The 20,893-nt window shown below is 64.9% G+C and carries 18 protein-coding genes; 13 read left to right on the top strand and 5 right to left on the bottom strand.

Annotated features, from left to right (window positions below; genetic code table 11):
- The first annotated feature begins 9 nt into the window (after positions 1-9).
- Genes ACQ4WQ_RS02155 through ACQ4WQ_RS02135 form a run of 5 tightly spaced genes read left to right on the top strand, consistent with a single transcriptional unit; the run spans position 10 to position 5,572 of the window.
- Complete coding sequence (locus ACQ4WQ_RS02155; protein WP_436494367.1) at positions 10-1,161, top strand: CpaE/TadZ family protein; 1,152 nt, start codon at positions 10-12, stop codon at positions 1,159-1,161.
- A 40-nt stretch (positions 1,162-1,201) separates the two neighbouring features.
- Entirely contained in the window at positions 1,202-2,569 is a 1,368-nt protein-coding gene (locus ACQ4WQ_RS02150; protein WP_436494365.1) for a TadA family conjugal transfer-associated ATPase, read from the top strand.
- Positions 2,570-2,579: 10 nt separating this feature from the next.
- The gene (locus ACQ4WQ_RS02145) at positions 2,580-3,554 is read left to right on the top strand and encodes a type II secretion system F family protein (protein WP_436494363.1); all 975 of its coding nucleotides are present in this window, start codon (positions 2,580-2,582) and stop codon (positions 3,552-3,554) included.
- Between the two features lie 19 nt (positions 3,555-3,573).
- A complete protein-coding gene (locus tag ACQ4WQ_RS02140) occupies positions 3,574-4,524 on the top strand; it encodes a type II secretion system F family protein (RefSeq protein ID WP_436494361.1) in 951 nt (316 codons plus the stop codon).
- A 13-nt stretch (positions 4,525-4,537) separates the two neighbouring features.
- Positions 4,538-5,572, top strand: coding sequence for a LytR C-terminal domain-containing protein (locus tag ACQ4WQ_RS02135; RefSeq protein ID WP_436494359.1), 1,035 nt, complete (start codon positions 4,538-4,540; stop codon positions 5,570-5,572).
- Between the two features lie 8 nt (positions 5,573-5,580).
- On the opposite strand, the gene ACQ4WQ_RS02130 is transcribed toward ACQ4WQ_RS02135, so the two are convergent.
- From ACQ4WQ_RS02130 to edd, 3 genes are read right to left on the bottom strand one after another with little or no spacing between them, the layout of a single operon-like run.
- Positions 5,581-6,102: a Rhs element Vgr protein gene (locus ACQ4WQ_RS02130; RefSeq protein WP_436494357.1), complete on the bottom strand. Its 522-nt coding sequence runs from the start codon at positions 6,100-6,102 to the stop codon at positions 5,581-5,583.
- Positions 6,103-6,155: 53 nt separating this feature from the next.
- Positions 6,156-6,785: a bifunctional 4-hydroxy-2-oxoglutarate aldolase/2-dehydro-3-deoxy-phosphogluconate aldolase gene (eda, locus tag ACQ4WQ_RS02125; protein ID WP_070222407.1), complete on the bottom strand. Its 630-nt coding sequence runs from the start codon at positions 6,783-6,785 to the stop codon at positions 6,156-6,158.
- 3 nt (positions 6,786-6,788) lie between these two features.
- Complete coding sequence (gene edd, locus ACQ4WQ_RS02120) at positions 6,789-8,702, bottom strand: phosphogluconate dehydratase (RefSeq protein WP_436494355.1); 1,914 nt, start codon at positions 8,700-8,702, stop codon at positions 6,789-6,791.
- 337 nt (positions 8,703-9,039) lie between these two features.
- Here edd and pgi point away from each other — a divergent pair, with 337 nt between their 5' ends.
- Both pgi and ACQ4WQ_RS02110 read left to right on the top strand, forming a co-directional pair.
- Positions 9,040-10,704 (top strand): glucose-6-phosphate isomerase, encoded by a 1,665-nt coding sequence (gene pgi, locus ACQ4WQ_RS02115; protein WP_436494353.1) that lies wholly within the window; start codon positions 9,040-9,042, stop codon positions 10,702-10,704.
- A gap of 8 nt (positions 10,705-10,712) precedes the next feature.
- Positions 10,713-11,609, top strand: a complete 897-nt coding sequence (locus ACQ4WQ_RS02110) for an SMP-30/gluconolactonase/LRE family protein (RefSeq protein WP_436494351.1) — start codon at positions 10,713-10,715, stop codon at positions 11,607-11,609.
- Between the two features lie 119 nt (positions 11,610-11,728).
- Here ACQ4WQ_RS02110 and ACQ4WQ_RS02105 read toward each other — a convergent pair whose 3' ends face one another.
- On the bottom strand, positions 11,729-12,682 hold the full coding sequence (locus ACQ4WQ_RS02105; RefSeq protein WP_326457957.1) for a chemotaxis protein: 954 nt from the start codon (positions 12,680-12,682) through the stop codon (positions 11,729-11,731).
- Between the two features lie 124 nt (positions 12,683-12,806).
- Here ACQ4WQ_RS02105 and ACQ4WQ_RS02100 point away from each other — a divergent pair, with 124 nt between their 5' ends.
- From ACQ4WQ_RS02100 to tal, 4 genes are all read left to right on the top strand, one after another.
- Complete coding sequence (locus tag ACQ4WQ_RS02100) at positions 12,807-13,145, top strand: hypothetical protein (RefSeq protein WP_436494349.1); 339 nt, start codon at positions 12,807-12,809, stop codon at positions 13,143-13,145.
- A gap of 96 nt (positions 13,146-13,241) precedes the next feature.
- Positions 13,242-14,714 carry a glucose-6-phosphate dehydrogenase gene (gene zwf, locus ACQ4WQ_RS02095; RefSeq protein WP_034750861.1) on the top strand — a complete coding sequence of 491 codons (1,473 nt, stop codon included), beginning with the start codon at positions 13,242-13,244 and terminating at the stop codon, positions 14,712-14,714.
- A gap of 87 nt (positions 14,715-14,801) precedes the next feature.
- Entirely contained in the window at positions 14,802-15,656 is an 855-nt protein-coding gene (locus ACQ4WQ_RS02090; RefSeq protein ID WP_071075885.1) for an SIS domain-containing protein, read from the top strand.
- 78 nt (positions 15,657-15,734) lie between these two features.
- The gene (tal, locus tag ACQ4WQ_RS02085; protein ID WP_099666887.1) at positions 15,735-16,670 is read left to right on the top strand and encodes a transaldolase; all 936 of its coding nucleotides are present in this window, start codon (positions 15,735-15,737) and stop codon (positions 16,668-16,670) included.
- A 147-nt stretch (positions 16,671-16,817) separates the two neighbouring features.
- Here the strand turns inward: tal and ACQ4WQ_RS02080 are convergent, their stop codons facing one another.
- Positions 16,818-17,564: a hypothetical protein gene (locus ACQ4WQ_RS02080; RefSeq protein ID WP_436494346.1), complete on the bottom strand. Its 747-nt coding sequence runs from the start codon at positions 17,562-17,564 to the stop codon at positions 16,818-16,820.
- Between the two features lie 369 nt (positions 17,565-17,933).
- Here ACQ4WQ_RS02080 and ACQ4WQ_RS02075 point away from each other — a divergent pair, with 369 nt between their 5' ends.
- Together ACQ4WQ_RS02075 and ACQ4WQ_RS02070 are read left to right on the top strand one after the other, a co-directional pair.
- Positions 17,934-19,007, top strand: a complete 1,074-nt coding sequence (locus tag ACQ4WQ_RS02075; protein WP_436494344.1) for a patatin-like phospholipase family protein — start codon at positions 17,934-17,936, stop codon at positions 19,005-19,007.
- A gap of 122 nt (positions 19,008-19,129) precedes the next feature.
- Positions 19,130-20,878, top strand: a complete 1,749-nt coding sequence (locus ACQ4WQ_RS02070; RefSeq protein ID WP_436494342.1) for a methyl-accepting chemotaxis protein — start codon at positions 19,130-19,132, stop codon at positions 20,876-20,878.
- Positions 20,879-20,893 lie beyond the last annotated feature (15 nt).

The raw sequence follows: 20,893 nt of genomic DNA, 5'->3' as shown, positions 1-20,893 counted from the left end.
GAGTACCAAGTGAATATCGTCATCGTCTCGAAGAATGAAGTCCAGCTCAAGCGGCTCACGCGCCTGCTGCGCGAACGCAGCGCGGCCGACCGCGTCTCCCTGCTGGCGAGCATACCGGATGTGTTCGACAACGGCGTCACGCCGGACCTGCTGCTGCTGGAGCAGGAACAGACGGGCGAGGCGGAGCTGGAACGGCTCGAACTGCTGGGCGGGCACCATCCGACCCTGGCCATCATCGTGCAATGTCCGCAGCAAAGTCCGCAATTCCTGCTGCGCTCGATGCGCGCCGGCGTGCGCGAAGTACTGCAGCCCGACGACGACGCGGCCCTGTGCGCCGCCCTGCGCCGCATCGAGGAGAAGCTGCAAAAGCAGGTCACGCGCAAGGGCCAGGTGCTGGCCTTCGTCTCGTGCAAGGGCGGCAGCGGCGCCACCTTCATCGCCGCCAACCTCGGCTACGCGCTGGCCGCCGGCGAACAGCGCAAGGTGGCGCTGTTCGACCTGAACCTGCAATTCGGCGACGCCGCCCTGTTCGTCTCGGACCACAAGCCGGCCGCCACCCTGTCGCAGCTGTCGCAGCAGATCGTGCGCCTCGACGCTTCGCTGCTGACGGCCAGCATGATCCAGATCACGCCCGCCTACAGCGTGCTGGCCGCCGCCGACGACCCGGCCCATGCGGCCGACGTCGAGGCCGACCATATCGACCGGCTGCTGACCCTGGCGCGCAGCCAGTACGACTACATCCTGCTCGACGTGGGACGCGGGCTCGACCCCGTCAGCGTGCGCGCGCTGGACCGGGCCGACCTGATCTTCCCCGTGCTGCAGGCAACCTTGCCGTATGTACGCGACGGCAAGCGCCTGCTCGACGTGTTCCGCGGCCTCGGCTACCGCGAAGACAAGATCCGCCTGATCCTGAACCGCTATGCCAGCAGCGACAGCATCCGCGTGGCCGACCTGGAAGCGGCGTATGGCAAGCACGTCTACAAGTCCATCCCCAACCACTACGAAGCGGTGGCGGCCTCCGTCAGCCAGGGCGTGCCCATCCTCAAGCTGACGCCGCACAACGCCGTCTCGCGCGCCCTGCAGGAACTGGCCGCCAGCCTGGCCGGCGAAACCCCGCCCGCCGCGCAGGGCTGGGTGGCGCGGCTGCTGGCGCGCGCCTGATCCTCGAGCCTGATACCGCCCCACTCACCGGAGACCGATCATGACTGCCGAAAAACTCACCCTGCGGGACCGCCTGGGCTATGCCCAGGATGACGCCAGCCTGAATGACGATGCCGCGCACCAGGGCGCGGCCAGCCACAGCTACCAGCAGCTCAAGCACCGCACCCACCAGGCGCTGCTCGACCGCGTCGACCTGGAGGGCATGCAGCGCCTGTCGCGCGAGCAGATCCGCGAAGAGCTGAAAATCCTCGTCAGCGAGGTGCTCACGGAAGACAATGTGGTGATCAACGAGCTGGAACGGCGCTCGCTGATCCGCGACATCCAGGACGAGGTACTCGGCTTCGGCCCGCTCGAACCGCTGCTGGCCGACCCCGGCGTGTCCGACATCCTCGTCAACACCTACCGCCAGGTGTATGTCGAGCGCCATGGCCGGCTGGAGCTGAGCGACGTCTGCTTCACCGACGACGCCCACCTGATGAAGATCATCGACAAGATCGTCTCGCGCGTGGGCCGGCGCATCGACGAATCGAGTCCCATGGTCGATGCGCGCCTGCCCGACGGTTCGCGTGTGAACGCCATCATCCCGCCGCTGGCCATCGACGGCCCCGTGATGTCGATCCGGCGCTTCTCGGCCCAGCCCCTGCGCCTGGCCGACCTGCTGCTCAAGCACAGCCTGACCGAGGAAATGAGCACCACCCTGCAGGCGCTGGGCAAGGCCAAGGTCAACATCCTGATCTCGGGCGGCACGGGCAGCGGCAAGACCACCATGCTCAATGCGATTTCCGGCTTCATCAGCACGGCCGAACGCATCGTCACCATCGAGGACGCGGCCGAACTGCAGATGCAGCAGCCGCACGTGGTACGCCTGGAAACACGCCCGCCGAACATCGAGGGCAAGGGCGAGGTGACGCAGCGGGCGCTGGTGCGCAACGCGCTGCGCATGCGCCCCGACCGCATCATCCTGGGCGAGGTGCGCGGCGCCGAGGCGCTCGACATGCTGGGCGCCATGAACACGGGCCACGAAGGCTCGATGGCCACCATCCACGCGAACACGCCGCGCGACGCGCTGACGCGGCTGGAAAACATGATCAGCATGGCCTCGGCGGCCCTGCCCGTGAAAGCCATGCGCCAGCAAATCAGTTCGGCCATCAGCGTGGTGGTACAGGTGTCGCGCCTGACGGACGGCAAGCGCAAGGTCACGTCGATCCAGGAAATCACGGGCATGGAGGGCGAGATGATCACCATGCAGGAAATCTTCACCTTCCGCCAGACGGGCATCGGCGAGGACGGCACGGTGCAGGGGCATTTCCATGCCAGCGGCGTGCGGCCGCGTTTCCTGGAACGCCTGCGCGCCTTCGGCATCAGCCTGCCGGAAACCCTGTTCGATCCCGCCCGCCAGTACCATTAAGGGGAGCATCATGGACTATCTCTATTACGTATTCGCCATCCTCACCTTCATCGCCGTGGTGCTGCTGATCGAGGGGGTGTACCTGGCGTGGAACACCTCGCGCGGCCCGGAAGCGGAAAGGGTCGCGCGCCGCCTGCGCATCATGTCGGCCGGCGCGCATGGCGACACGGGCAGCTCGATGATCAAGAAGCGCCTGCTGAGCGACACCCCGGCCCTGCAGCGCGTGCTGCTCAGCGTGCCCCGCGTGCATGCGCTCGACCGCCTGCTGGAACAGTCGGGCCTGAGCTGGAGCGTGGCCAGCTTCGCCGGCGTGATGCTGGCCACGGCCGGCACCGCATTTCTGCTGCTCAGTTACTTCGGCCTGCCGTGGATGCTGCGCCTGCCGCTGGTGGCCGGCGCGGCCCTGCTGCCGCTGCTGGTGGTCTTCCGCGCCAAGGCCAAGCGCCTGCAGCGCATCGAGCAGCAATTGCCCGACGCGCTCGACCTGATGGCGCGCGCGCTGCGCGCCGGCCATGCCTTCCCCACCGCCCTGAAAATGGTCGGCGATGAAATGAACGCGCCCCTGGCCGTGGAATTTCGCGCCACCTTCGACGAAGTCAATTTCGGCATCGCCATGCAGGACGCCCTGATGAACCTGGCCACGCGCGTGCCCAGCACGGACTTGCGCTACTTCGTCATCGCCGTGCTGATCCAGCGCGAAACGGGCGGCAACCTGGCCGAACTGCTCGACAGCATCAGCCGTATCATCCGCGAGCGCATCAAGCTGCTGGGACAGGTGCGCGTGCTGTCGGCCGAAGGCAAGCTGTCGGCCTGGATCCTGTCGCTGCTGCCGTTCGGCGCGGCGGCCATGATCCACCTGACCAATCCGCAGTTCCTGGAAATGCTGTTCGTCGACCCGGGTGGACGCAAGATGCTCGCCGGCGCCCTGGTGATGATGGTGTGCGGCATCCTGGTCATGCGCAATATCATCCGCATCCGCGTCTGAGCCCGCAAGGAGAACCCTCATGAATCCCGTGCATATCGCCTTTCTCGCCCTGCTCTTCATCGCCGTCTTCGGCACCGTGCTGGTGGCCATGCGCAGCTTTGCGCCCGATCCCTTGCGCCAGCGTATGGACAACGCCGCCGGCAAGAGCGCAGCGGCGCCTGGCGCATCATCGGCGCCCAGCCCCTGGCTGGCGCGCATGGTGCGCCTGAGCGGCCCGCTGGCCAAACTGTCGCTGCCCGACCAGGGCTGGGAAGGCTCCGTGATGCGTCGGCGCTTCATGAATGCCGGCCTGCGCCAGGCGTCCGCGCCCATCCTGTTCTTTTCCGCCAAGACCATGCTGGCCATCGGCCTGCCCCTGATGCTGTTCCTGGGACTGAGCGCCTCGGGCAGCCAGATGGCGGGCAAGGCACTGCTCTTCTGGCTGCTGATCGTGGCCGCCATCGGCTACTACCTGCCCAATATCGTGCTGGCGCAAATGATCAAGCGGCGCCAGCGCGATATCTTCGAAAGCTTTCCCGATGCGCTGGACCTGATGACGGTGTGCGTCGAAGCGGGCCTGGCCATGGATGCGGCGCTGGCACGCGTGGCAGCGGAAATTTCCCTGAAAAGCGCGGTGCTGGCCGAGGAGTTGCACCTGGTGATGCTGGAACTGCGCGCCGGCAACACCAAGGAGCGGGCCCTGCGCAACCTGGCCCTGCGCACGGGCGTCGAGGATGTCGACGCGCTGGTGGCCATGCTGATCCAGGCCGAGCGCTTCGGCACCAGCATCGCCGCCTCGCTGCGCGTGCAGTCGGACCAGCTGCGCACCAAGCGCCGCCAGATGGCCGAGGAAGAAGCGGCGAAGATCGCCCTCAAGCTGCTGTTCCCGCTGATCTTTTTCATCTTCCCTTCGCTGCTGGTCGTCCTGATGGGACCAGCCTTCCTGCAAATCTACCGCGTGCTCCTGCCCAGCATGGGCAGCGGCAGCTGACCGGAGAACCGCCATGTCACAGCACACCACCCTGATGCTCATGCTCGCCTGCGCCGGCCTGCTGCCCGCCTGCGGCCACCTGCCCGGCCCCGCCAGCCAGCACAGCCAGGACAATCACGCCGCCCCGCCCCAGGCGCGCATCGATGACAGCCCCGCCGCCCGCACCGCCGCGTTCTGCAAGCTGGGCAAGCGCATGCAGGAACTGGGCGATCCGCGCGCGGCGATGGCGGCCTACCGCGAAGCGATGCTGCTGACGCCCGATTCGGCCGACGCGCGCAATGGCGCCGCCGTGCTGCACGCGCAGCTGGGCCAGCTGGAAACGGCGCGCGCCATGTTGGAGGCGCTGGCGCACGAGGCGCCGACGGCCAGGACCTACAACAACCTCGGCTACGTGCTGTACCTGCAGGGCGACTACGCCCAGGCAGCCACCGTGCTGCGCCAGTCGCTGCAGCTCGACAACGGCCAGCAGCCGGCGCGCGCCAACCTGGATCTCACCATCGCGGCGCTGGCGCGCAGCGTCAGCACAGTCGATGCCATCGATGCCACCGCGGACGCCATCGCGCCCGACCTGGCGTCCGCGCCCATGCCGGCGGCGCCCGCCAGCCGCCTGCAGCTGACGCAATTGCAGCCGAATATCTTTGCGCTGAGCTGGCGCGACGCTCCCGTGGCGGCGCGCACCACCGTGCCAGTCCCGGCAAAACGGGTGGCGCCGGCGGCACCTCTGCCACGGCTGGAAGTCATCAACGGCAATGGCGAAACCGGGATGGCGGCGCGCATGCGCGGCATGCTGGGCGGCATGGGCATCAGCGTGCTGCGGCTGGGCAACCAGCGGCCGTACGGCGTCCAGGCCAGCAGCATCGTCTACCGCCCCGGCCATGCGCAGGCCGCCGCCGCCCTGGCGCTGGCCTTGGGCGGCATGCCGCAGCTGCAAGCGGCCGACGACAGCGGCATCGGCGCGGGCGCCGATCTGCGTTTATTGCTGGGCAAGGATGCGGCGGCCAGCCTGCGCGCGCCGGACGTGCGCCTGGCATCGAACGCGACACCGTGACGCAGGCATCAGCGCGGCAGCAGGCGGCGGTCGGCTGGGTCGATCAGGAAGCCCTGCAGTATCTCCTGCAGCTGCGGCAGCTGCGCCACGTAGGCGGGAATGCCCAGCTGTCGCGCACCGAAGTAGTGGGCGATGATGTCGCCCTGCTGCTCCATGTTAAAGTCGGACAGCACGCCGCCGGCCTGCGCGTCGTAGCGGTAGGCGCGCTGGGCGATATAGCCGCCGCGCAGCGCCAGCAGCACGCCATGCAGCAGCACGCTGTAGCCGAGCTGGTACTGCCACACGTGCACCATTTCGTGGATGAAGAACAGCTTGCCGCTGTTGCCTTCGCGGGAAAAGTCGTCGCGGTACTGGGCCGGCATGAAGTGCAGGCTGCCGCGCGGCGTCATGGCCGTGTTCTGGTCCTGCAGGCCGAACGGTAGAAAGGAGCCGAGCACGACGCGCACGCGCGCGTAGTCGATGGCGCCCTGGAAGACGCTGCGGGCCATGGCGGTTTCGCCGATGGTCAGGGGACGGCGCAGAGCTCGCATGAAGAGAAGGGAGGAAAGCGCGGCAAGCGTAAAGCCTGCCGCGCCAGTACCGCTTAAGCCAATCGAAGACCGCTGGCAGCCTTGGCGATTTCCGTGATGCGGTCCCAGTTGCCGGCCGCGATCGCGTCTTTCGGCGTCAGCCACGAGCCGCCCACGCAGGCGACGTTCTTGCACGCCAGGAACTGCGACGCCGTCTCTTGCGAGATGCCGCCCGTCGGGCAGAACGTGATGTCCGGCAGCGGGCCGTAGATGGCGTTGAGCATGCCGATGCCGCCCGCCGGCACGGCCGGGAACAGTTTCAGCTGCTGGAAGCCGTTTTCACGCGCCGCCATCACTTCGCCTGGCGTCATCACGCCGGGCAACAAGGGCAGGCCGCTGCTTTTCGCCGCCGCCACCAGGGCCGACGTCAGGCCCGGCGAAACGCCGAAGACGGCGCCCGCATCGCGCGCCTGGACGAATTCCTCGGGACGGGTGAGCGTACCGACGCCGACGATGGCGCCCGGCACGGCCGACATGGCGCGGATCGCTTCGAGGCCGTGCTTGGTGCGCAGCGTCACTTCCAGCACGCGGATGCCGCCCGCCACCAGCGCGCGCGCCAGCGGTACGGCGTGTTCAGGATCGTCGATCGCAATCACGGGGATCACGCTCGAGGTGCGCATAATTTCCAGTAGTGTCATGGTCATCTCTTATTTCCTAGCCAAAAAGTCTTCATCGGAACCCGGTACGGTATCGCCGACATTGTCGGCGTCGTGCAAGGCGACGGTGGTGGGAATCGGCGACGGCAGGCCGAAGGTGGTGGCACCTTCTTCCGCCGCGCTGACGGTGGAACGGAACATGGAAAACAGCTCGCGGCCCATGCCGACGTGGTTCGGCGACAGGTCGGCCGTGACCAGCGAACGGGCGTGCCAGACGTCGGCCGGCACCAGCGCCTCCAGTACGCCCGTGAAGGCGTCGAGGCGGATGATGTCGCCGTCGCGCACCAGGCCCAGCGGGCCGCCGGCGAGGATTTCAGGCGAGACGTGGATGGCGGCCGGCACCTTGCCCGACGCACCCGACATGCGGCCATCGGTGACCAGCGCCACGTGGCGGCCCGCATCCTGCAGGTTGGCCAGCGCCGGCGTCAACGCATGCAGTTCCGGCATGCCGTTGGCGCGCGGGCCCTGGAAGCGCAGCACGGCGACGAAATCGCGGTCCAGCGATCCCGCCTTGTAGGCGGCCATGAATTCTTCCTGCGAATTGAACACCAGGGCAGGCGCTTCGACCGTGCGGTGCTGCGGCTTGACGGCCGACACTTTCATGACGGCGCGGCCCAGATTGCCCGCCACCAGGACCATGCCGCCGTCCGGCGCGAACGGGTTCGAGGCCGGGCGCAGCACGTTTTCGTCGGCGCTGGTCGCCGGCGCATCTTTCCAGAAGACCTTGCCGTCTTCGCCGAGGAACGGCTCCATGCAGTGCGCGCGCAAGCCGTGGCCCAGGATGGTGTTGACGTCCTCGTGCAGCAGGCCCGCGTCCAGCAGTTCACGGATCAGATAACCGGTGCCGCCGGCCGCGTGGAAATGGTTCACGTCGGCGTCGCCATTCGGGTAGATGCGCGTGAGCATCGGCACGATGGCCGACAGTTCGTTGAAATCGTTCCAGTCGATGACGATGCCGGCCGCCTTGGCGATCGCCACCAGATGCAGGGTGTGGTTGGTCGAGCCGCCCGTGGCCAGCAAGCCCACGACGGCGTTGACGATACATTTCTCGTCGACGATATGGCCGACTGGCAGGTAGCTGCCGCTTTGCGCCGTGATGACGGCGGCGCGCTGGGCGGCCGCCTTGGTCAGCGCATCGCGCAGCGGCGTGTTCGGCGTGATGAAGGCGGCGCCCGGCAAATGCAGGCCCATCACTTCCATCAGCATCTGGTTGCTGTTCGCCGTGCCGTAGAAGGTACAGGTGCCGGCGCCATGGTAGGCTTTCGACTCGCCTTCGAGCAAGTCTTCGCGCGTGGCCTTGCCTTGTGCATACAGCTGGCGCACCTTGGCTTTTTCCTGGTTCGACAGGCCCGACGTCATCGGACCGGCCGGCACGAAGACGGCCGGCAAGTGGCCGAAGTGCAGCGCGCCGATCAGCAGGCCCGGCACGATCTTGTCGCACACGCCCAGGTACAGGGCAGCGTCGAACATATTGTGCGACAGCGCCACGGCCGTCGACATGGCGATGGTGTCGCGCGAGAACAGCGACAATTCCATGCCCGGCTGGCCTTGCGTCACGCCATCGCACATGGCGGGCACGCCGCCGGCGAACTGGGCGACGGCGCCCACTTCGCGCACGGCTTGCTTGATGATCTGCGGGAAGCCTTCGAAGGGCTGGTGCGCCGACAGCATGTCGTTGTACGAGGACACGATGGCCACGGACGGCTTCTTGTATTCCTTCAGCGACAGCTTGTCGTTGGCGGGAAAGGCGGCAAAGCCGTGCGCCAGGTTGGTGCACGACAGGGCGCCGCGCTGCACGCCCTGGATGCGGGCCGCATCCAGATGCGCCAGATAGGCGCCGCGCGATGGCCGGCTGCGCGCGATGATGCGCGCTGTTACGGATTCGACTACTGGATGCAGCGCCATATGGATTTCCTTAAAAATGAGTATTTCGTGAAATTTTACTACAAAACGGTGAAGAAGAAGCACTCTTGCATGGGCCGACAACACAAATAAGCCACGGATTGCGGCGTATCAAGGCAAGCCCGGCAAATATCGCGTAGCAGCAGCTGTCAACACAGCCCTTATATGGCACGGGCGCAATCGCTAAAAAAAGCACAACAAAAATCGGCTTCACGTCACAAACTGTAGTGAAATTACGTTTTTCTGTTGTATTATTCCCATACCAACGCCGGATCCGCTGTTCGCCACCACGAACGCACCGCGCCCCTTTCAACCGAGACAAGCACCCAAGCCGACCGCCATGCGCCAGCCAGCACCTACTCCTGCCATCACCGCCACCGCCAGTTTCCAGTCCCTGCAAGCGCATAGCGCCAGCCTGCGCGAAGTGCATCTGCGCCAGCTGTTCGCGGCCGACCCCGCACGTTTCTCGACGATGACGGTCGATGCGGCCGGCCTGCTGCTCGATTACTCGAAGAACAGGGTCGACGCCACCGCCATGGCGCTGCTGATGGACCTGGCCCGCGAACGCGGCGTGGAAGCGCAGCGCGAAGCCATGTTCACTGGCGAGAAAATCAATCTTACCGAACATCGGGCCGTTCTGCATACTGCCTTGCGCGCGCCGCGCGGCACGCAGCTGGTGGTCGATGGCCAGGATATCGATGCCGACGTGCAAGATGTACTGCAGCGCGTCAAGGCATTTACGGACAAGGTCCGCAATGGCAGCTGGCTCGGCTACACGGGCAAGCCCATCTGCGACATCGTCAACATCGGCATCGGCGGCTCGGACCTGGGCCCGAAGATGGCGTGCCTGGCGCTGCGCTCGTATGCCAACCCGGGCCTGGAAATGCACTTCGTTTCCAACGTCGACGGTCACGACATGGAAGCGACCCTGTCGAAAGTCGATCCGGAAACGACCTTGTTCATCGTGGCCTCGAAAACTTTTGTTACGGCTGAAACCATGCTCAACGCCAACACGGCGCGTGCCTGGTTCCTGCTCGAAGGCGAAGAAAAGGATCTGGCCCAACACTTCGTGGCCGTGTCGACCAACACGCAAGCCATCGTCGACTTCGGCATTTCGCCGGACAATATGTTCCCGTTCTGGGACTGGGTCGGCGGCCGTTATTCCGTCTGGTCCTCGATCGGCCTGGCCGTGGCACTGTCCGTGGGCTTTGAGTATTTCAGCGATTTCCTCGCCGGCGCGCATGCGATGGACCAGCATTTCCGCCAAGCGCCACTGGAACAGAACATGCCCGTCGTGCTGGCCATGGTGGGCTTCTGGAACCGCCAGTTCCTCGATTGCGGCTCCGTTTCCATCGCCCCGTACCACCAGGACCTGAGCCGTTTTGCCGCCTATTTGCAACAGCTGGACATGGAAAGCAACGGCAAGCGCGTCACCAAGGATGGCGTGCCCGTCGACGTGCCCACCGGTCCCGTCATCTGGGGCGATTGCGGCACGAATGCGCAGCATGCGTATTTCCAGCTGCTGCACCAGGGCACGGACATCACGCCCATCGACTTCATCGCCGCCCTGCGCGCCACGCACGACTTGCCTGGCCACCACGACGCCCTGCTGGCGAACTGCTTCGCCCAGTCGGAAGCCTTCATGACAGGCAAGACGGGCGAGGAAGTACGCCTTGATTTGCAGGCGCAAGGCTTGCCGGAAAGCGAGATCGAAACGCTGGTGCCGCACAAGACCTTCCCCGGCAACCGCCCCAGCAACACCATTTTGATGGACCAGCTGACCCCGACCACCCTGGGCGCCCTGATCGCGCTGTACGAACACAAGACCTTCGTGCAGGGCGTCTTGTGGAACGTCAACAGTTTCGACCAGTGGGGCGTGGAACTGGGCAAGGTGCTGGCCAAGAAAATCCAGGCCGAACTGACGGGCGAAGCCCGTCCCGACCACCACGACAGCTCGACCAATGGCTTGATTGCCCTGGCGAAAGCCGCAAAAGCCGCATACTAAAGAGATAGATGAATATTTACGAAATCAAGGTAGTGAGCGACCAAGCCATGCAAGTGGGCGAATGCCCGCTATGGCATGGCAAGGAAGCGGCCCTGTACTGGGTCGATATCGATGGCCGCGCCGTGCACCGACTGCACCCGGCCAGCGGCAAGCATGCGCAGTGGAACATGCCGACGGAACCGTCGGCGCTGGCCATCAACGCCGGCGGCGGCCTGATCGTGGCCCTGCGCAGCGGCTTTGCCCACCTCGACACGAAGACGGGCAGCCTGACGGAAATCGCCCCGGCGCCGTTCGACATGGCCACCACGCGCTTCAACGATGGCAAGGTCGACCCGGCGGGACGCTTCTGGGTCGGCACGATTTTCGAGCCGCGCAACGCCGATGCGGCGGAAATGTTCGTGCTGGAAAAGGGTCAAGTACGCAAGGTCTGGTCGGGCGGCATGACCGTGTCGAACGGCCTGGGCTTCAGTCCCGACGGGCGCACCATGTATCACTCGGATACCACCACGCACCGCATCGACCGCTTCGACTTCGACGCGGCCACGGGAGCCATTTCCGCGCCGCAACCGTTCCAGCGCTTTTCCACGGACAAGAAGGCGTTGGATTACGGCGGACGCCCCGATGGCGCGGCCGTCGACAGCGAAGGCAACTACTGGTCGGCCATGTTTGAAGGCGGCAAGATCTTGCGCTTCGCGCCCGATGGCCATTTGCTGGGCGAAATTACCGTGCCCGTGCGCTGCCCCACCATGGTGACGTTCGGCGGCCCCGACCTGCGTACCCTGTACATCACCAGCGCCAGCCACAACCGCTCGGCAGCAGAAATCGCCGACTACCCGTTGACGGGCCACGTGCTGTCCGTGCGCGTGGACGTGGCGGGCCAGCCGGAAACGGCTTACCAGGCGTAATCGTTTGCCAACATGAAAAAGCGCCGGACCCTCGCGGGTGCCGGCGCTTTTTTTTTACGCTCACGCAGGTCGGATTAGCGGGGCAGGCCCCGCGTAATCCGACCTACAGTTGCTTCAGCTTACCGCGCCAATACCTTGCGGATCGTTTCCGCCAATTCGGCCGCCACGAATTTCGCCACATAACCGTCGGCGCCCACGCCCTTGACGTGGTCTTCGTTGGTCGAGCCCGTCAGCGACGAGTGAATCACCACGGGGATGCTGGAGAAGCGGCCATCGTTCTTGATGTTGCGCGTCAGTGTAAAACCATCCATTTCCGGCATTTCCAGGTCGGTCAGCACCAGCGCGACCTTGTCTTTCGCCGTCTTGCCTTCCGTTGCCGCCTGGGCCGAGATCGCCTGCAGGCGTTCCCACGCTTCCTTGCCCGTTTTGGTCATGATGAAGGGCACGCCCATCGCTTCGAGGCCCTTTTCGATCAGCGAGCGGGCCAGCGAGGAATCGTCGGCCGCGAGGATCACGGCGCCGGCCGGCAAGCGCACTTGCGGGCCGATGCTGTTCTCGTCCACGTCCGGATCGCCCGATGGCAGCACGTTGCGCAGGATTTGCTCCACGTCCAGCACTTGCGCCAGGCGCGTCTTGTCCGTATCGCCATCGAGGCGCGCGATACTGGTGACGAGGCCGCCGCCGACACTCGATTCGGCCGACAGGACCTGGTTCCATTCCAGGCGCACGATTTCATCGACCTCTTCCACGGCAAACGCCTGTGTCGAGCGGGCGAACTCCGTCACCATCAGGATCTTCAAGCCACTGCTCTTGCAGCCGACCGCCATCGGCAAGTCGATTACGGGCACGATCTGGCCACGGATATTGACCACGCCCAGCATGTGCGGATGCGAACCGGCCACCGCAGTGATGGCCGGCATTTCCATGATTTCACGGACTTTGAACACATTGATGCCGAATAGTTCGCGGCTGGTCGAGTGATCACTGGTGCCCAGCTTGAACAGGAAAAGTTCGAATTTGTTATTGCCTGTCAGGCTGGTGCGTTCATCGACATCTTGCTGCATTGAATTCATTGTGTCCCCTTGAGCCGTCTTGTAAAGTTAAGCTGCCTGCCCGTGATGCGGGCAGTGCTGACTGCACGTCGCATGGACGTCGGATGGCGGGTTCGGGGCATGGCCGGCGCTAGCGGTGCAGTGTATGTCGAACAATTTCTTACAACCAATAGTTGCTATCGATTCGAGCTTGAATTATACGGTTTTTTACTTTCCTCAAAGCTACTTTACGCTGCCAACGGCGATCCTGACAGCATTTCTTGATTTGCTTGTTGCTACAGCGCAAATGATGACGGAAGGAATCGAAAATTTCCCTGGCAACCATGGTTGCTTTGAAAAGCCGATGACCAGCATGCTGCTGCGCCGACACCAGCGAACGGCATATAATGGCCATGCCGGCGTCGCTGGCAAGCATGCGGGGCAAAATGGCGACGGCAGCGGATGGAATGTAGTAAAATTTCTTGCAATTGCCTGTTCTACGTAGTAAATTTACACCATCGATTATAGTAGCGACAGACTGGCACTTCCGGTCGGCTTTCTCCCCGCTCCGGCCCTTTTACTTTTGCGACGACACTCACTTATGGCACTTACCGATTTTGACCTGGTCCTGTTTGGCGGCAGCGGCGATTTAGCAATGCGCAAGTTGTTGCCTGCAATGTATGCGCGCGACGTCGCGAACGATTTGCCGCCGACGGCGCGCATCATCTGTGTGGGCCGCCAGGACAGCGGCCAGGACGCCTTCTTGAAAATGGTGGAGACCAACTCGCGTCCCCACATCAAGGCCAGCACCCTGAACGCCGCCACCTGGAGCAAGTTCTGCGCGCGCATCGTGTATGTATCGCTCAACGCCAGCGATGCGGCCACGTACGCGCCGCTGGTCGAAGCGCTGCGCGGCGATGCCGACCTGACGCGCGTGTACTACCTGGCCACGCCGCCGCACCTGTTCGCCTTGATCTGCGACAACCTCGAAGACAACGGCCTGGTCACGCCGAATTCGCGCGTGGTGCTGGAAAAGCCGCTGGGCCGCGACCTGGCCAGTGCCAAGCAGATCAATGCCGAAGTGGGCAAGGTCTTCCAGGAATCGCAGATCTACCGTATCGACCATTACCTGGGCAAGGAAACCGTGCAGAACTTGCTGGCCCTGCGCTTCGGCAATATCCTGTTCGAGCCGCTGTGGCGCCGCGAATGGATTTCCGACGTGCAGATCACCATCGCCGAAAAACTGGGCGTGGGCAACCGCATGGGTTACTACGACACCTCGGGCGCGCTGCGCGACATGCTGCAAAACCATTTGCTGCAACTGCTGTGCATCGTCGCCATGGAACCGCCGACCTCGATCGCGCCGGATGCCGTGCGCGATGAAAAGCTGCAAGTGCTGCGTTCGCTCAAGAAATTCACGCCCACCACCCTGGCGCAAAACATCGTGCGCGGCCAGTACCGCGCCGGCCACGTCGACGGCGCCACCGTGCCGAGCTACCGCGACGAGCCCGATGCGCCGGAACATTCGCGCACCGAAACCTTCGTGGCGCTGAAGGCGGAAATCGACACCTGGCGCTGGGCCGGCGTGCCGTTCTACCTGCGCACGGGCAAGCGCATGGCCGACAGCCTGGCCGAGATCGTCGTGCGCTTCAAGCAGATTCCGCACTCGATCTTCAACCAGCCGACGTCGAGCTTCCAGCCGAACTGCCTGGTGATCCGCTTGCAGCCCGACGAAGGCTTGCGCATGAACCTGATGGCGAAAACCCCGGGCGACGGCATGCGTTTGAAACCGGCGGAACTGGAACTCGATTTCCGCGAATCGTTCAAGACCCCGCGCATGGACGCCTACGAGCGATTGCTGCTCGACGTCCTGCGCGGCCAGCTGACCCTGTTCATGCGCGGCGACGAACTGGAAGCGGCCTGGGAATGGGTCGAGCCGATTCTCGACAACTGGGAACAGAACGACAGCGCGCCGATTCCGTACACGGCCGGCACCTGGGGCCCGGCCGCAGCCAGCGCCCTGATCGGCCGCGACGGCTTGCAGTGGCGTGAAGAAGCCTTACCGGAAGATTAGCAGGCAAGACAAGGGTCTGTCCGCATATGGGCAGGCCCTTTATCTATTATCCCCACACTCCCGAACACCTACCAGAAGACTACCCTGATGCTGCTTGACTCCATCCGCACCCAGCTCGATTCGCTCTCCAAGTCGGAGAAGAAGGTCGCGCTGGCCGTGCTTGACCAGCCGAACCAGACGGTCAGCCAGAACATCACGGCGCTGGCGAAGAGCGCGCAGGTGTCGGAACCGACCGTGGTGCGCTTTTGCCGCACGCTGGGCTACGACGGCTGGCATGAATTCAAGCTGAAGCTGGCGCAGGGCCTGGCCCTGGCCATGCCGGGCGCGAACGAGCAGCCGGCGCAGGACGACTTGGCCGCCGACCTGGTGAACAAAATCTGCAGCCGCTCAATCAACACCCTGCTCGACCTGCGCAACAACCTGAATCCGGAAGCGATCCAGCGCGCGCTTGACATCCTGTCGCGCGCCAGCAAGATCGAATTCTATGGCCAGGGCACGTCGGGCATCGTGGCGGCCGACGCGCAGCACAAGTTCTTCCGCTCGGGCGTGCCGACGGTGGCCTACAGCGACCCGAACATCCACAGCATCGCGGCAGCCCTGCTGCGCGGCGGCGACTGCCTGGTGGCCATCTCGCAGCGCGGCAACAGCCCCGCCCTGGTCCGCTCCGTGAAGCTGGCGCGCCGCGGCGGCGCCGACGTGATCGTACTCGCGCCATCGGGCACGCCGCTGGCCGACCTGGCGACCGTGCTGATCCCGATCGACCTGGTCTTCAACACCGACCCGTACACCCCGATTTCCGCCCGCCTGGCCTACCTGGTGGTGATCGACGTGCTGGCCGTGGGCCTGGCCCTGCAGCGCGGGCCGGAATTCCGCAAGAAGATGCAGAATGCGCAGAAGGCCTTGCAGGAATTCGACATGCAGTTCGATTCCTTCATCGGCTGAGGCGATAAAGAGCACAGGCGGACTTGCCGGATTAGGTACAATACTTCGGCAAGCCCATTCACTCTTTCCCGTGCAGCCATGAACCAACTCGAACAACTGAAGCAATTTACTACCGTGGTGGCCGACACCGGCGACTTCCAATCGATCCAGGCTTACACGCCGCGCGATGCGACGACGAATCCGTCGCTGATCCTGAAGGCCGTGCAAAAGGATGAATACAAGCCGCTGCTGGAAAAGGCCGTGCGCGACCATCCGAACGCCTCGACCGCCGAAATCATCGACCGCCTGCTGATCGCGTTTGGCGTGGAAATCCTGCAAACCATCCCCGGCCGCGTCTCCACCGAAGTCGATGCGCGCCTGTCGTTCGATACGGAAGGCACCGTGGCCAAGGGCCGCGACCTGATCGCCCTGTATTCGAACGCGGGCATTGCCCGCGAGCGCGTGCTGATCAAGATCGCCTCCACCTGGGAAGGCATCCGCGCCGCCGCCATCCTGGAAAAGGAAGGCATCCGCTGCAACATGACCCTGCTGTTCTCGCTGGCCCAGGCCATCGCCTGCGCCGAAGCGGGCGCGCAGCTGATTTCGCCGTTCGTCGGCCGCATCTACGACTGGTACAAGAAATCGACGGGCATCGACTACGTCGGCGCGGAAGACCCGGGCGTGCAGTCGGTACGCCGCATCTACAATTACTACCGCAAGTTCGGCTACAAGACCGAGGTGATGGGCGCGAGCTTCCGCAACACCTCGCAAATCCTCGAACTGGCCGGCTGCGACCTGCTCACCATCAGCCCCGACCTGCTGCAAAAGCTGGCCGACAGCGATGCGCCGGTGGAGCGCAAGCTGAGCGCCGAAGCGGCGCCATCGACCAACATCGTGCAGATGTCGCTGAACGAAGAAGCCTTCCGCTTCATGATGAATGAAGACGCGATGGCGACGGAAAAACTGGCCGAAGGCATCCGCGCCTTCTGCGTCGATTCCGGCAAGCTGAAACAGATGATCGCCGCCCTGCGTTAATTCCGGCCGGCGTAAAAAAAGCGGCGTCCGTGCAGTGCACGGCGCCGCTTTTCTATTTTTAGCCGTCCTCGCTGGCCTCACGACGACTGACGGCACCATTGCGAGCGGCCGCACCTCACGACGCGCAGCAGGTGCCGTCAGGCGTCATCAGGAACAGCGGAAGGTGGCGACGCCCTGGTAATTGGCGCCATTGGCCAGGGTCGTCTTGTAGCCGACCACCAGCAGATAGCGTCCCGGACCGCCGTCGCCCAGCATCAGCTGCATGCCATTGCCGCTCGCCAGATACATGCCGGTGAAGCCCATCGCAGTCGGCATGGACGGGCTGAACACGGTACTGCCCTTCAGCTGGCCGCTGCTGCCGCCCGCCTGCGTATCGATGGTCACGTTCACCTTGGCGCCGGAGGCATCGAAAGCGAGGCTGCCGCTGCCGCTGGCAGTGCCGAAATAGGTCGTCTGCCAGCCGCTCAAGCCCCCCGCGTAGTTGGGCGCGGTGAAGACGCCCGCGTCGCAGCTGACCGTGCCGCTCGCGGGCAATGCCGTCAGGGTGTTGTAGACGACATAATGGGTGCTGGCGTTGACGGCCTCGAAGTTATAGTTGCCGGACGCCGACGTGACCGTGCCCTTGATCCAGCGCCCCTGGGCAAAGCTGGCATCGCCGCTAATGTTGCGCGTGGCGGCATCGGCCCCCGTCAAGGCGATGCCGGAAATTTCGCTGAGCGCGCCGGAGCTGTCCTGCACCACGCTGCGCAGCACGCCGCTGTTCTGGCCGCCGGTCGTATTGACCATGTAGCGTGCAACATTGGCCTTGACGAAAGGCGCGCTGACGGCGCCGAGATCCGGTATGGCGACGGGAGGCACCACCGGCGGCGTGACGGGAGTCACCGGCGGCGTCACTGGCGGCGTCGCCGGCGGAGTAACAGGCGGAGTCACCGGCGGAGTGACAGCCGTCCCGGGCGGATTCACGGCGACTGCCGGGTCAGCTGGGGAGGACGAGCCACCACCGCAGGCAACGAGAGAGCCGGCGATCAGGGTCAAAACAAAAGCGTGATTCAGTTGCATACGATTCCAATAAAAAAAGCAGGACATAGGGAATCCTTGGCACATGCCAAAAATTCAACGTCCAATATTATGCAATATTTCTCAATAGAATGGTTGCCTTAAAGAAATTTATTAATGCTAACAATGTGACTGTAGCGAGCACGACTGTGTCGCGGCGCCGCGCTGGCGGTAAAATACCTGGCCACAGGCCGCCCACGACTACTCATGCAATCACCGATCACCATCCGCCTGGGCCGCCGCGCCCGCGCCCGCATCGCCGACCACGGCTTGCGCGCGCTTGACGTCGCCATCGTGCCCGCCGCCGCCGGCGGGCCGAAAGGCTTGATCCTGCACCAGCTCGATTGCTGGCTGTTCGGCGACTTCCTGCCGCAGGCGCCGCGCCCGCGCCACTTCGTCGGCGCCTCGATCGGCGCCTGGCGCATGGCCGCCGCCGTGTTCCCCGACCCCGTGGCCGCGCAGCGCCGCCTGGTGCGCGAATACGTGGGCCAGCGCTATCCCGACAAGCCCGCTGCGGCGCATGTGAGCCGCACGTGCCGCGCCCTGCTCGACGCCGTCCTCGATGGCCAGGATGCACAGCTGCTGCGGCATGCGCAGCACAGCCTGTCGGTGCTGGCCGTGCGCGGCATCGGCGCGCTGGCGCAGCCGGGCAAATGGCGCGACCGGCGCGGCTTCGTGCTGGCGGCCGCCGGCAACGCCGTGGCGCGCGCGCGCCTGGCCGCCTCGCTGGAACGCACCGTGTTCCATGCCGGACCGGACGGCGCCAGCTGGCTGCGCTCGCGCTTCGACGCCTTTCATTCGCATTTCGTGCCGCTGGCGCAGAACAACCTGCGCGACGCGCTGCTCGCTTCCGGTTCCATCCCGCTGGTGCTCGATGCGGTCACGGACATCGCCGGCGCGCCGCCCGGGCGCTACTGGGACGGCGGCCTGGTCGACTATCATTTGCACCTGCCCTACCAGCGCGAACCGGACCTGGTGCTGTACCCGCATTTTGCCGACCATATCGTGCCCGGCTGGCTGGACAAGGCCCTGCCCTGGCGCCGCGCGCGCAACGGCGATAGCGCACTCGACAATATGATTCTCGTCTCGCCCTCGCCCTCCTTCGTGGCCAGCCTGCCCAATGGCAAATTGCCGGACCGGCGCGACTTCCCCCACTACGGCCAGGACCACGCGGCACGCATGCGCGACTGGCGCCGCGCCATCGCGGAAAGCGAACGCATGGCCGCCGCCTTCGCCCGCTGGGCGGAGCAGCCGGACTTGCGCCAGGCGGGCGAGCTGTAGCACGGGCGTGGCTGCAACAGGCGCGAAAACAAGCGCGCTTTTCCCTCGCCTCTTGGTCACTTATCAGTGCATACTATGTCGCACAGGCAATTTAAATCCCCTCTGCGACAGGAGTTCCGACCATGCACGCCCTCTCCCACCTTCGTATCGGCACGCGCCTGGCTGCAGGCTTCGCGCTGGTGCTGCTGCTGTCCGTGATCTCCACCTCGTACGCGCTGTACAGCGCCCGCGTGAATGCCGAAGCGACGCGGCAAATGATGGAAAAACCGCTGGCCAAGGAACGCCTCGTATCGGACTGGTACGTGCTGATCTATTCGGCCATCGCGCGCACCTCGATGATCGCCAAAAGCACGGATGAAACCCTCTCCAGCGTGTTTGCCGACACCATCGCCGACAGCACGAAACAGGGCAGCGAACTGCTGAAGAAGATCGAGACGCTGCTCGACAGCGACGAGGAAAAGGCCATCTTCAAGTCGTCCATTGCCGAGCGCGTCAAGTACCAGGATGCCAAGACCCTGGTGATGAATGCGCGCAAGGCCGGCAATGCGGCGCAGGCGGAAAGCACCTACCGCGACAGCTTCGCGCCGGCCGCCACCCGATACCAGAACAACGTCAAGGCCCTGCTGTCGCAGCAGCGCCAGGCCATCGACGCCACGGCGCATGCGATCGAGGCGGCCAATGAACGCAGCTTCACCCTGCTGCTGACCTTGTGCGCGCTGGTGGTGGCGCTGGGCAGCGCCTGCGCGTGGCTGATCACGCGCTCGATCACGCAGCCGTTGAAGGCCGCCGTGAAGGTGGCCGAAACGGTGGCCGACGGCGACTTGCGCACGCATTTCGGCACGCCGGCCAGCGACGAAATCGGCGACCTGATGCGCGCGCTGCACGGCATGAACGAGGCGCTGCGCAAGGTGGTGTCGGAAGTGCAGACGGGCACCAACGCGATCGCCACGGCATCGGGCGAAATCGCCGCCGGCAACCAGGATTTGTCGGCGCGCACGGAAGAGCAGGCCAGTTCGCTGGAAGAGACGGCGTCGTCGATGGAAGAGCTCACCAGCACCGTGAAGCAAAATGCGGACAATGCGCGCCAGGCCAACCAGATGGCGGTGGCGGCGTCCGGCGTGGCCGAACGGGGCGGCAGCATCGTCAGCCAGGTGGTCGACACCATGGGCGCCATCGATACGGCATCGACGAAAATCGTCGACATCATCGGCGTCATCGACGGCATCGCCTTCCAGACGAATATCCTGGCCTTGAACGCCGCCGTCGAAGCGGCGCGCGCCGGCGAGCAGGGGCGCGGCTTTGCCGTCGTCGCCACGGAAGTGCGCAGCCTGGCGCAGCGCTCGGCCGCCGCGGCGCGCGAAATCAAGACCCTGATCGGCGACTCGGTGGAACAGGTCAACAACGGCACGCGGCTGGTGCAGCAGGCCGGCAGCACCATGGGCGAAGTGGTCGACAGCGTACGCAGGGTCACCGACATCATGGCCGAGATCACCGCCGCCAGCGCCGAGCAAAGCATGGGCATCGACCAGGTCAACCAGGCCATCGCGCAGATGGACCAGGTGACGCAGCAAAATGCGGCCCTGGTGGAAGAAGCGGCGGCGGCCGCCGAAAGCATGCAGGACCAGGCGGCGCGCCTGGCGCAGGTGGCGGCGGGCTTTCAGCTCGAGCACGTGACTGCGGCGGCGCCGGTGCGCGCCGCGCGGCCGGCCAAGGCAGCTATTGCCACCACGCAAAAACTCGCGCCACGCCCGCCCCAGGCCGCAGCCGGCAAGGCCACGGCCGGCAAGCCGGCAATGCCCAAGGCAGCCGGTGCCGCGGTGCACAAAACGCCGTCGCACATCGCCGCCGACCAGGACTGGGAAGAGTTTTAAGCCCGGTTTCAAGCC

This window comes from Janthinobacterium goodfellowi, assembly GCF_051380695.1.
Classification (GTDB): Bacteria; Pseudomonadota; Gammaproteobacteria; order Burkholderiales; family Burkholderiaceae_D; genus Janthinobacterium.
The sequence above is the reverse complement of the archived record's forward strand: the minus strand, read 5'-3'. Positions and strand labels throughout refer to the sequence as shown.

Coding starts and splice junctions, on each gene's coding strand:
- ACQ4WQ_RS02090 (WP_071075885.1), top strand. CDS start 14,802: ATGCTGCTTGACTCCATCCGCACCCAGCTCGATTCGCTCTCCAAGTCG.
- ACQ4WQ_RS02075 (WP_436494344.1), top strand. CDS start 17,934: ATGCAATCACCGATCACCATCCGCCTGGGCCGCCGCGCCCGCGCCCGC.
- ACQ4WQ_RS02105 (WP_326457957.1), bottom strand. CDS start 12,682: ATGAATTCAATGCAGCAAGATGTCGATGAACGCACCAGCCTGACAGGC.
- ACQ4WQ_RS02135 (WP_436494359.1), top strand. CDS start 4,538: ATGTCACAGCACACCACCCTGATGCTCATGCTCGCCTGCGCCGGCCTG.
- ACQ4WQ_RS02145 (WP_436494363.1), top strand. CDS start 2,580: ATGGACTATCTCTATTACGTATTCGCCATCCTCACCTTCATCGCCGTG.
- tal (WP_099666887.1), top strand. CDS start 15,735: ATGAACCAACTCGAACAACTGAAGCAATTTACTACCGTGGTGGCCGAC.
- zwf (WP_034750861.1), top strand. CDS start 13,242: ATGGCACTTACCGATTTTGACCTGGTCCTGTTTGGCGGCAGCGGCGAT.
- eda (WP_070222407.1), bottom strand. CDS start 6,785: ATGACCATGACACTACTGGAAATTATGCGCACCTCGAGCGTGATCCCC.
- ACQ4WQ_RS02150 (WP_436494365.1), top strand. CDS start 1,202: ATGACTGCCGAAAAACTCACCCTGCGGGACCGCCTGGGCTATGCCCAG.
- ACQ4WQ_RS02140 (WP_436494361.1), top strand. CDS start 3,574: ATGAATCCCGTGCATATCGCCTTTCTCGCCCTGCTCTTCATCGCCGTC.
- ACQ4WQ_RS02070 (WP_436494342.1), top strand. CDS start 19,130: ATGCACGCCCTCTCCCACCTTCGTATCGGCACGCGCCTGGCTGCAGGC.
- pgi (WP_436494353.1), top strand. CDS start 9,040: ATGCGCCAGCCAGCACCTACTCCTGCCATCACCGCCACCGCCAGTTTC.
- ACQ4WQ_RS02100 (WP_436494349.1), top strand. CDS start 12,807: ATGTCGAACAATTTCTTACAACCAATAGTTGCTATCGATTCGAGCTTG.
- edd (WP_436494355.1), bottom strand. CDS start 8,702: ATGGCGCTGCATCCAGTAGTCGAATCCGTAACAGCGCGCATCATCGCG.
- ACQ4WQ_RS02130 (WP_436494357.1), bottom strand. CDS start 6,102: ATGCGAGCTCTGCGCCGTCCCCTGACCATCGGCGAAACCGCCATGGCC.
- ACQ4WQ_RS02110 (WP_436494351.1), top strand. CDS start 10,713: ATGAATATTTACGAAATCAAGGTAGTGAGCGACCAAGCCATGCAAGTG.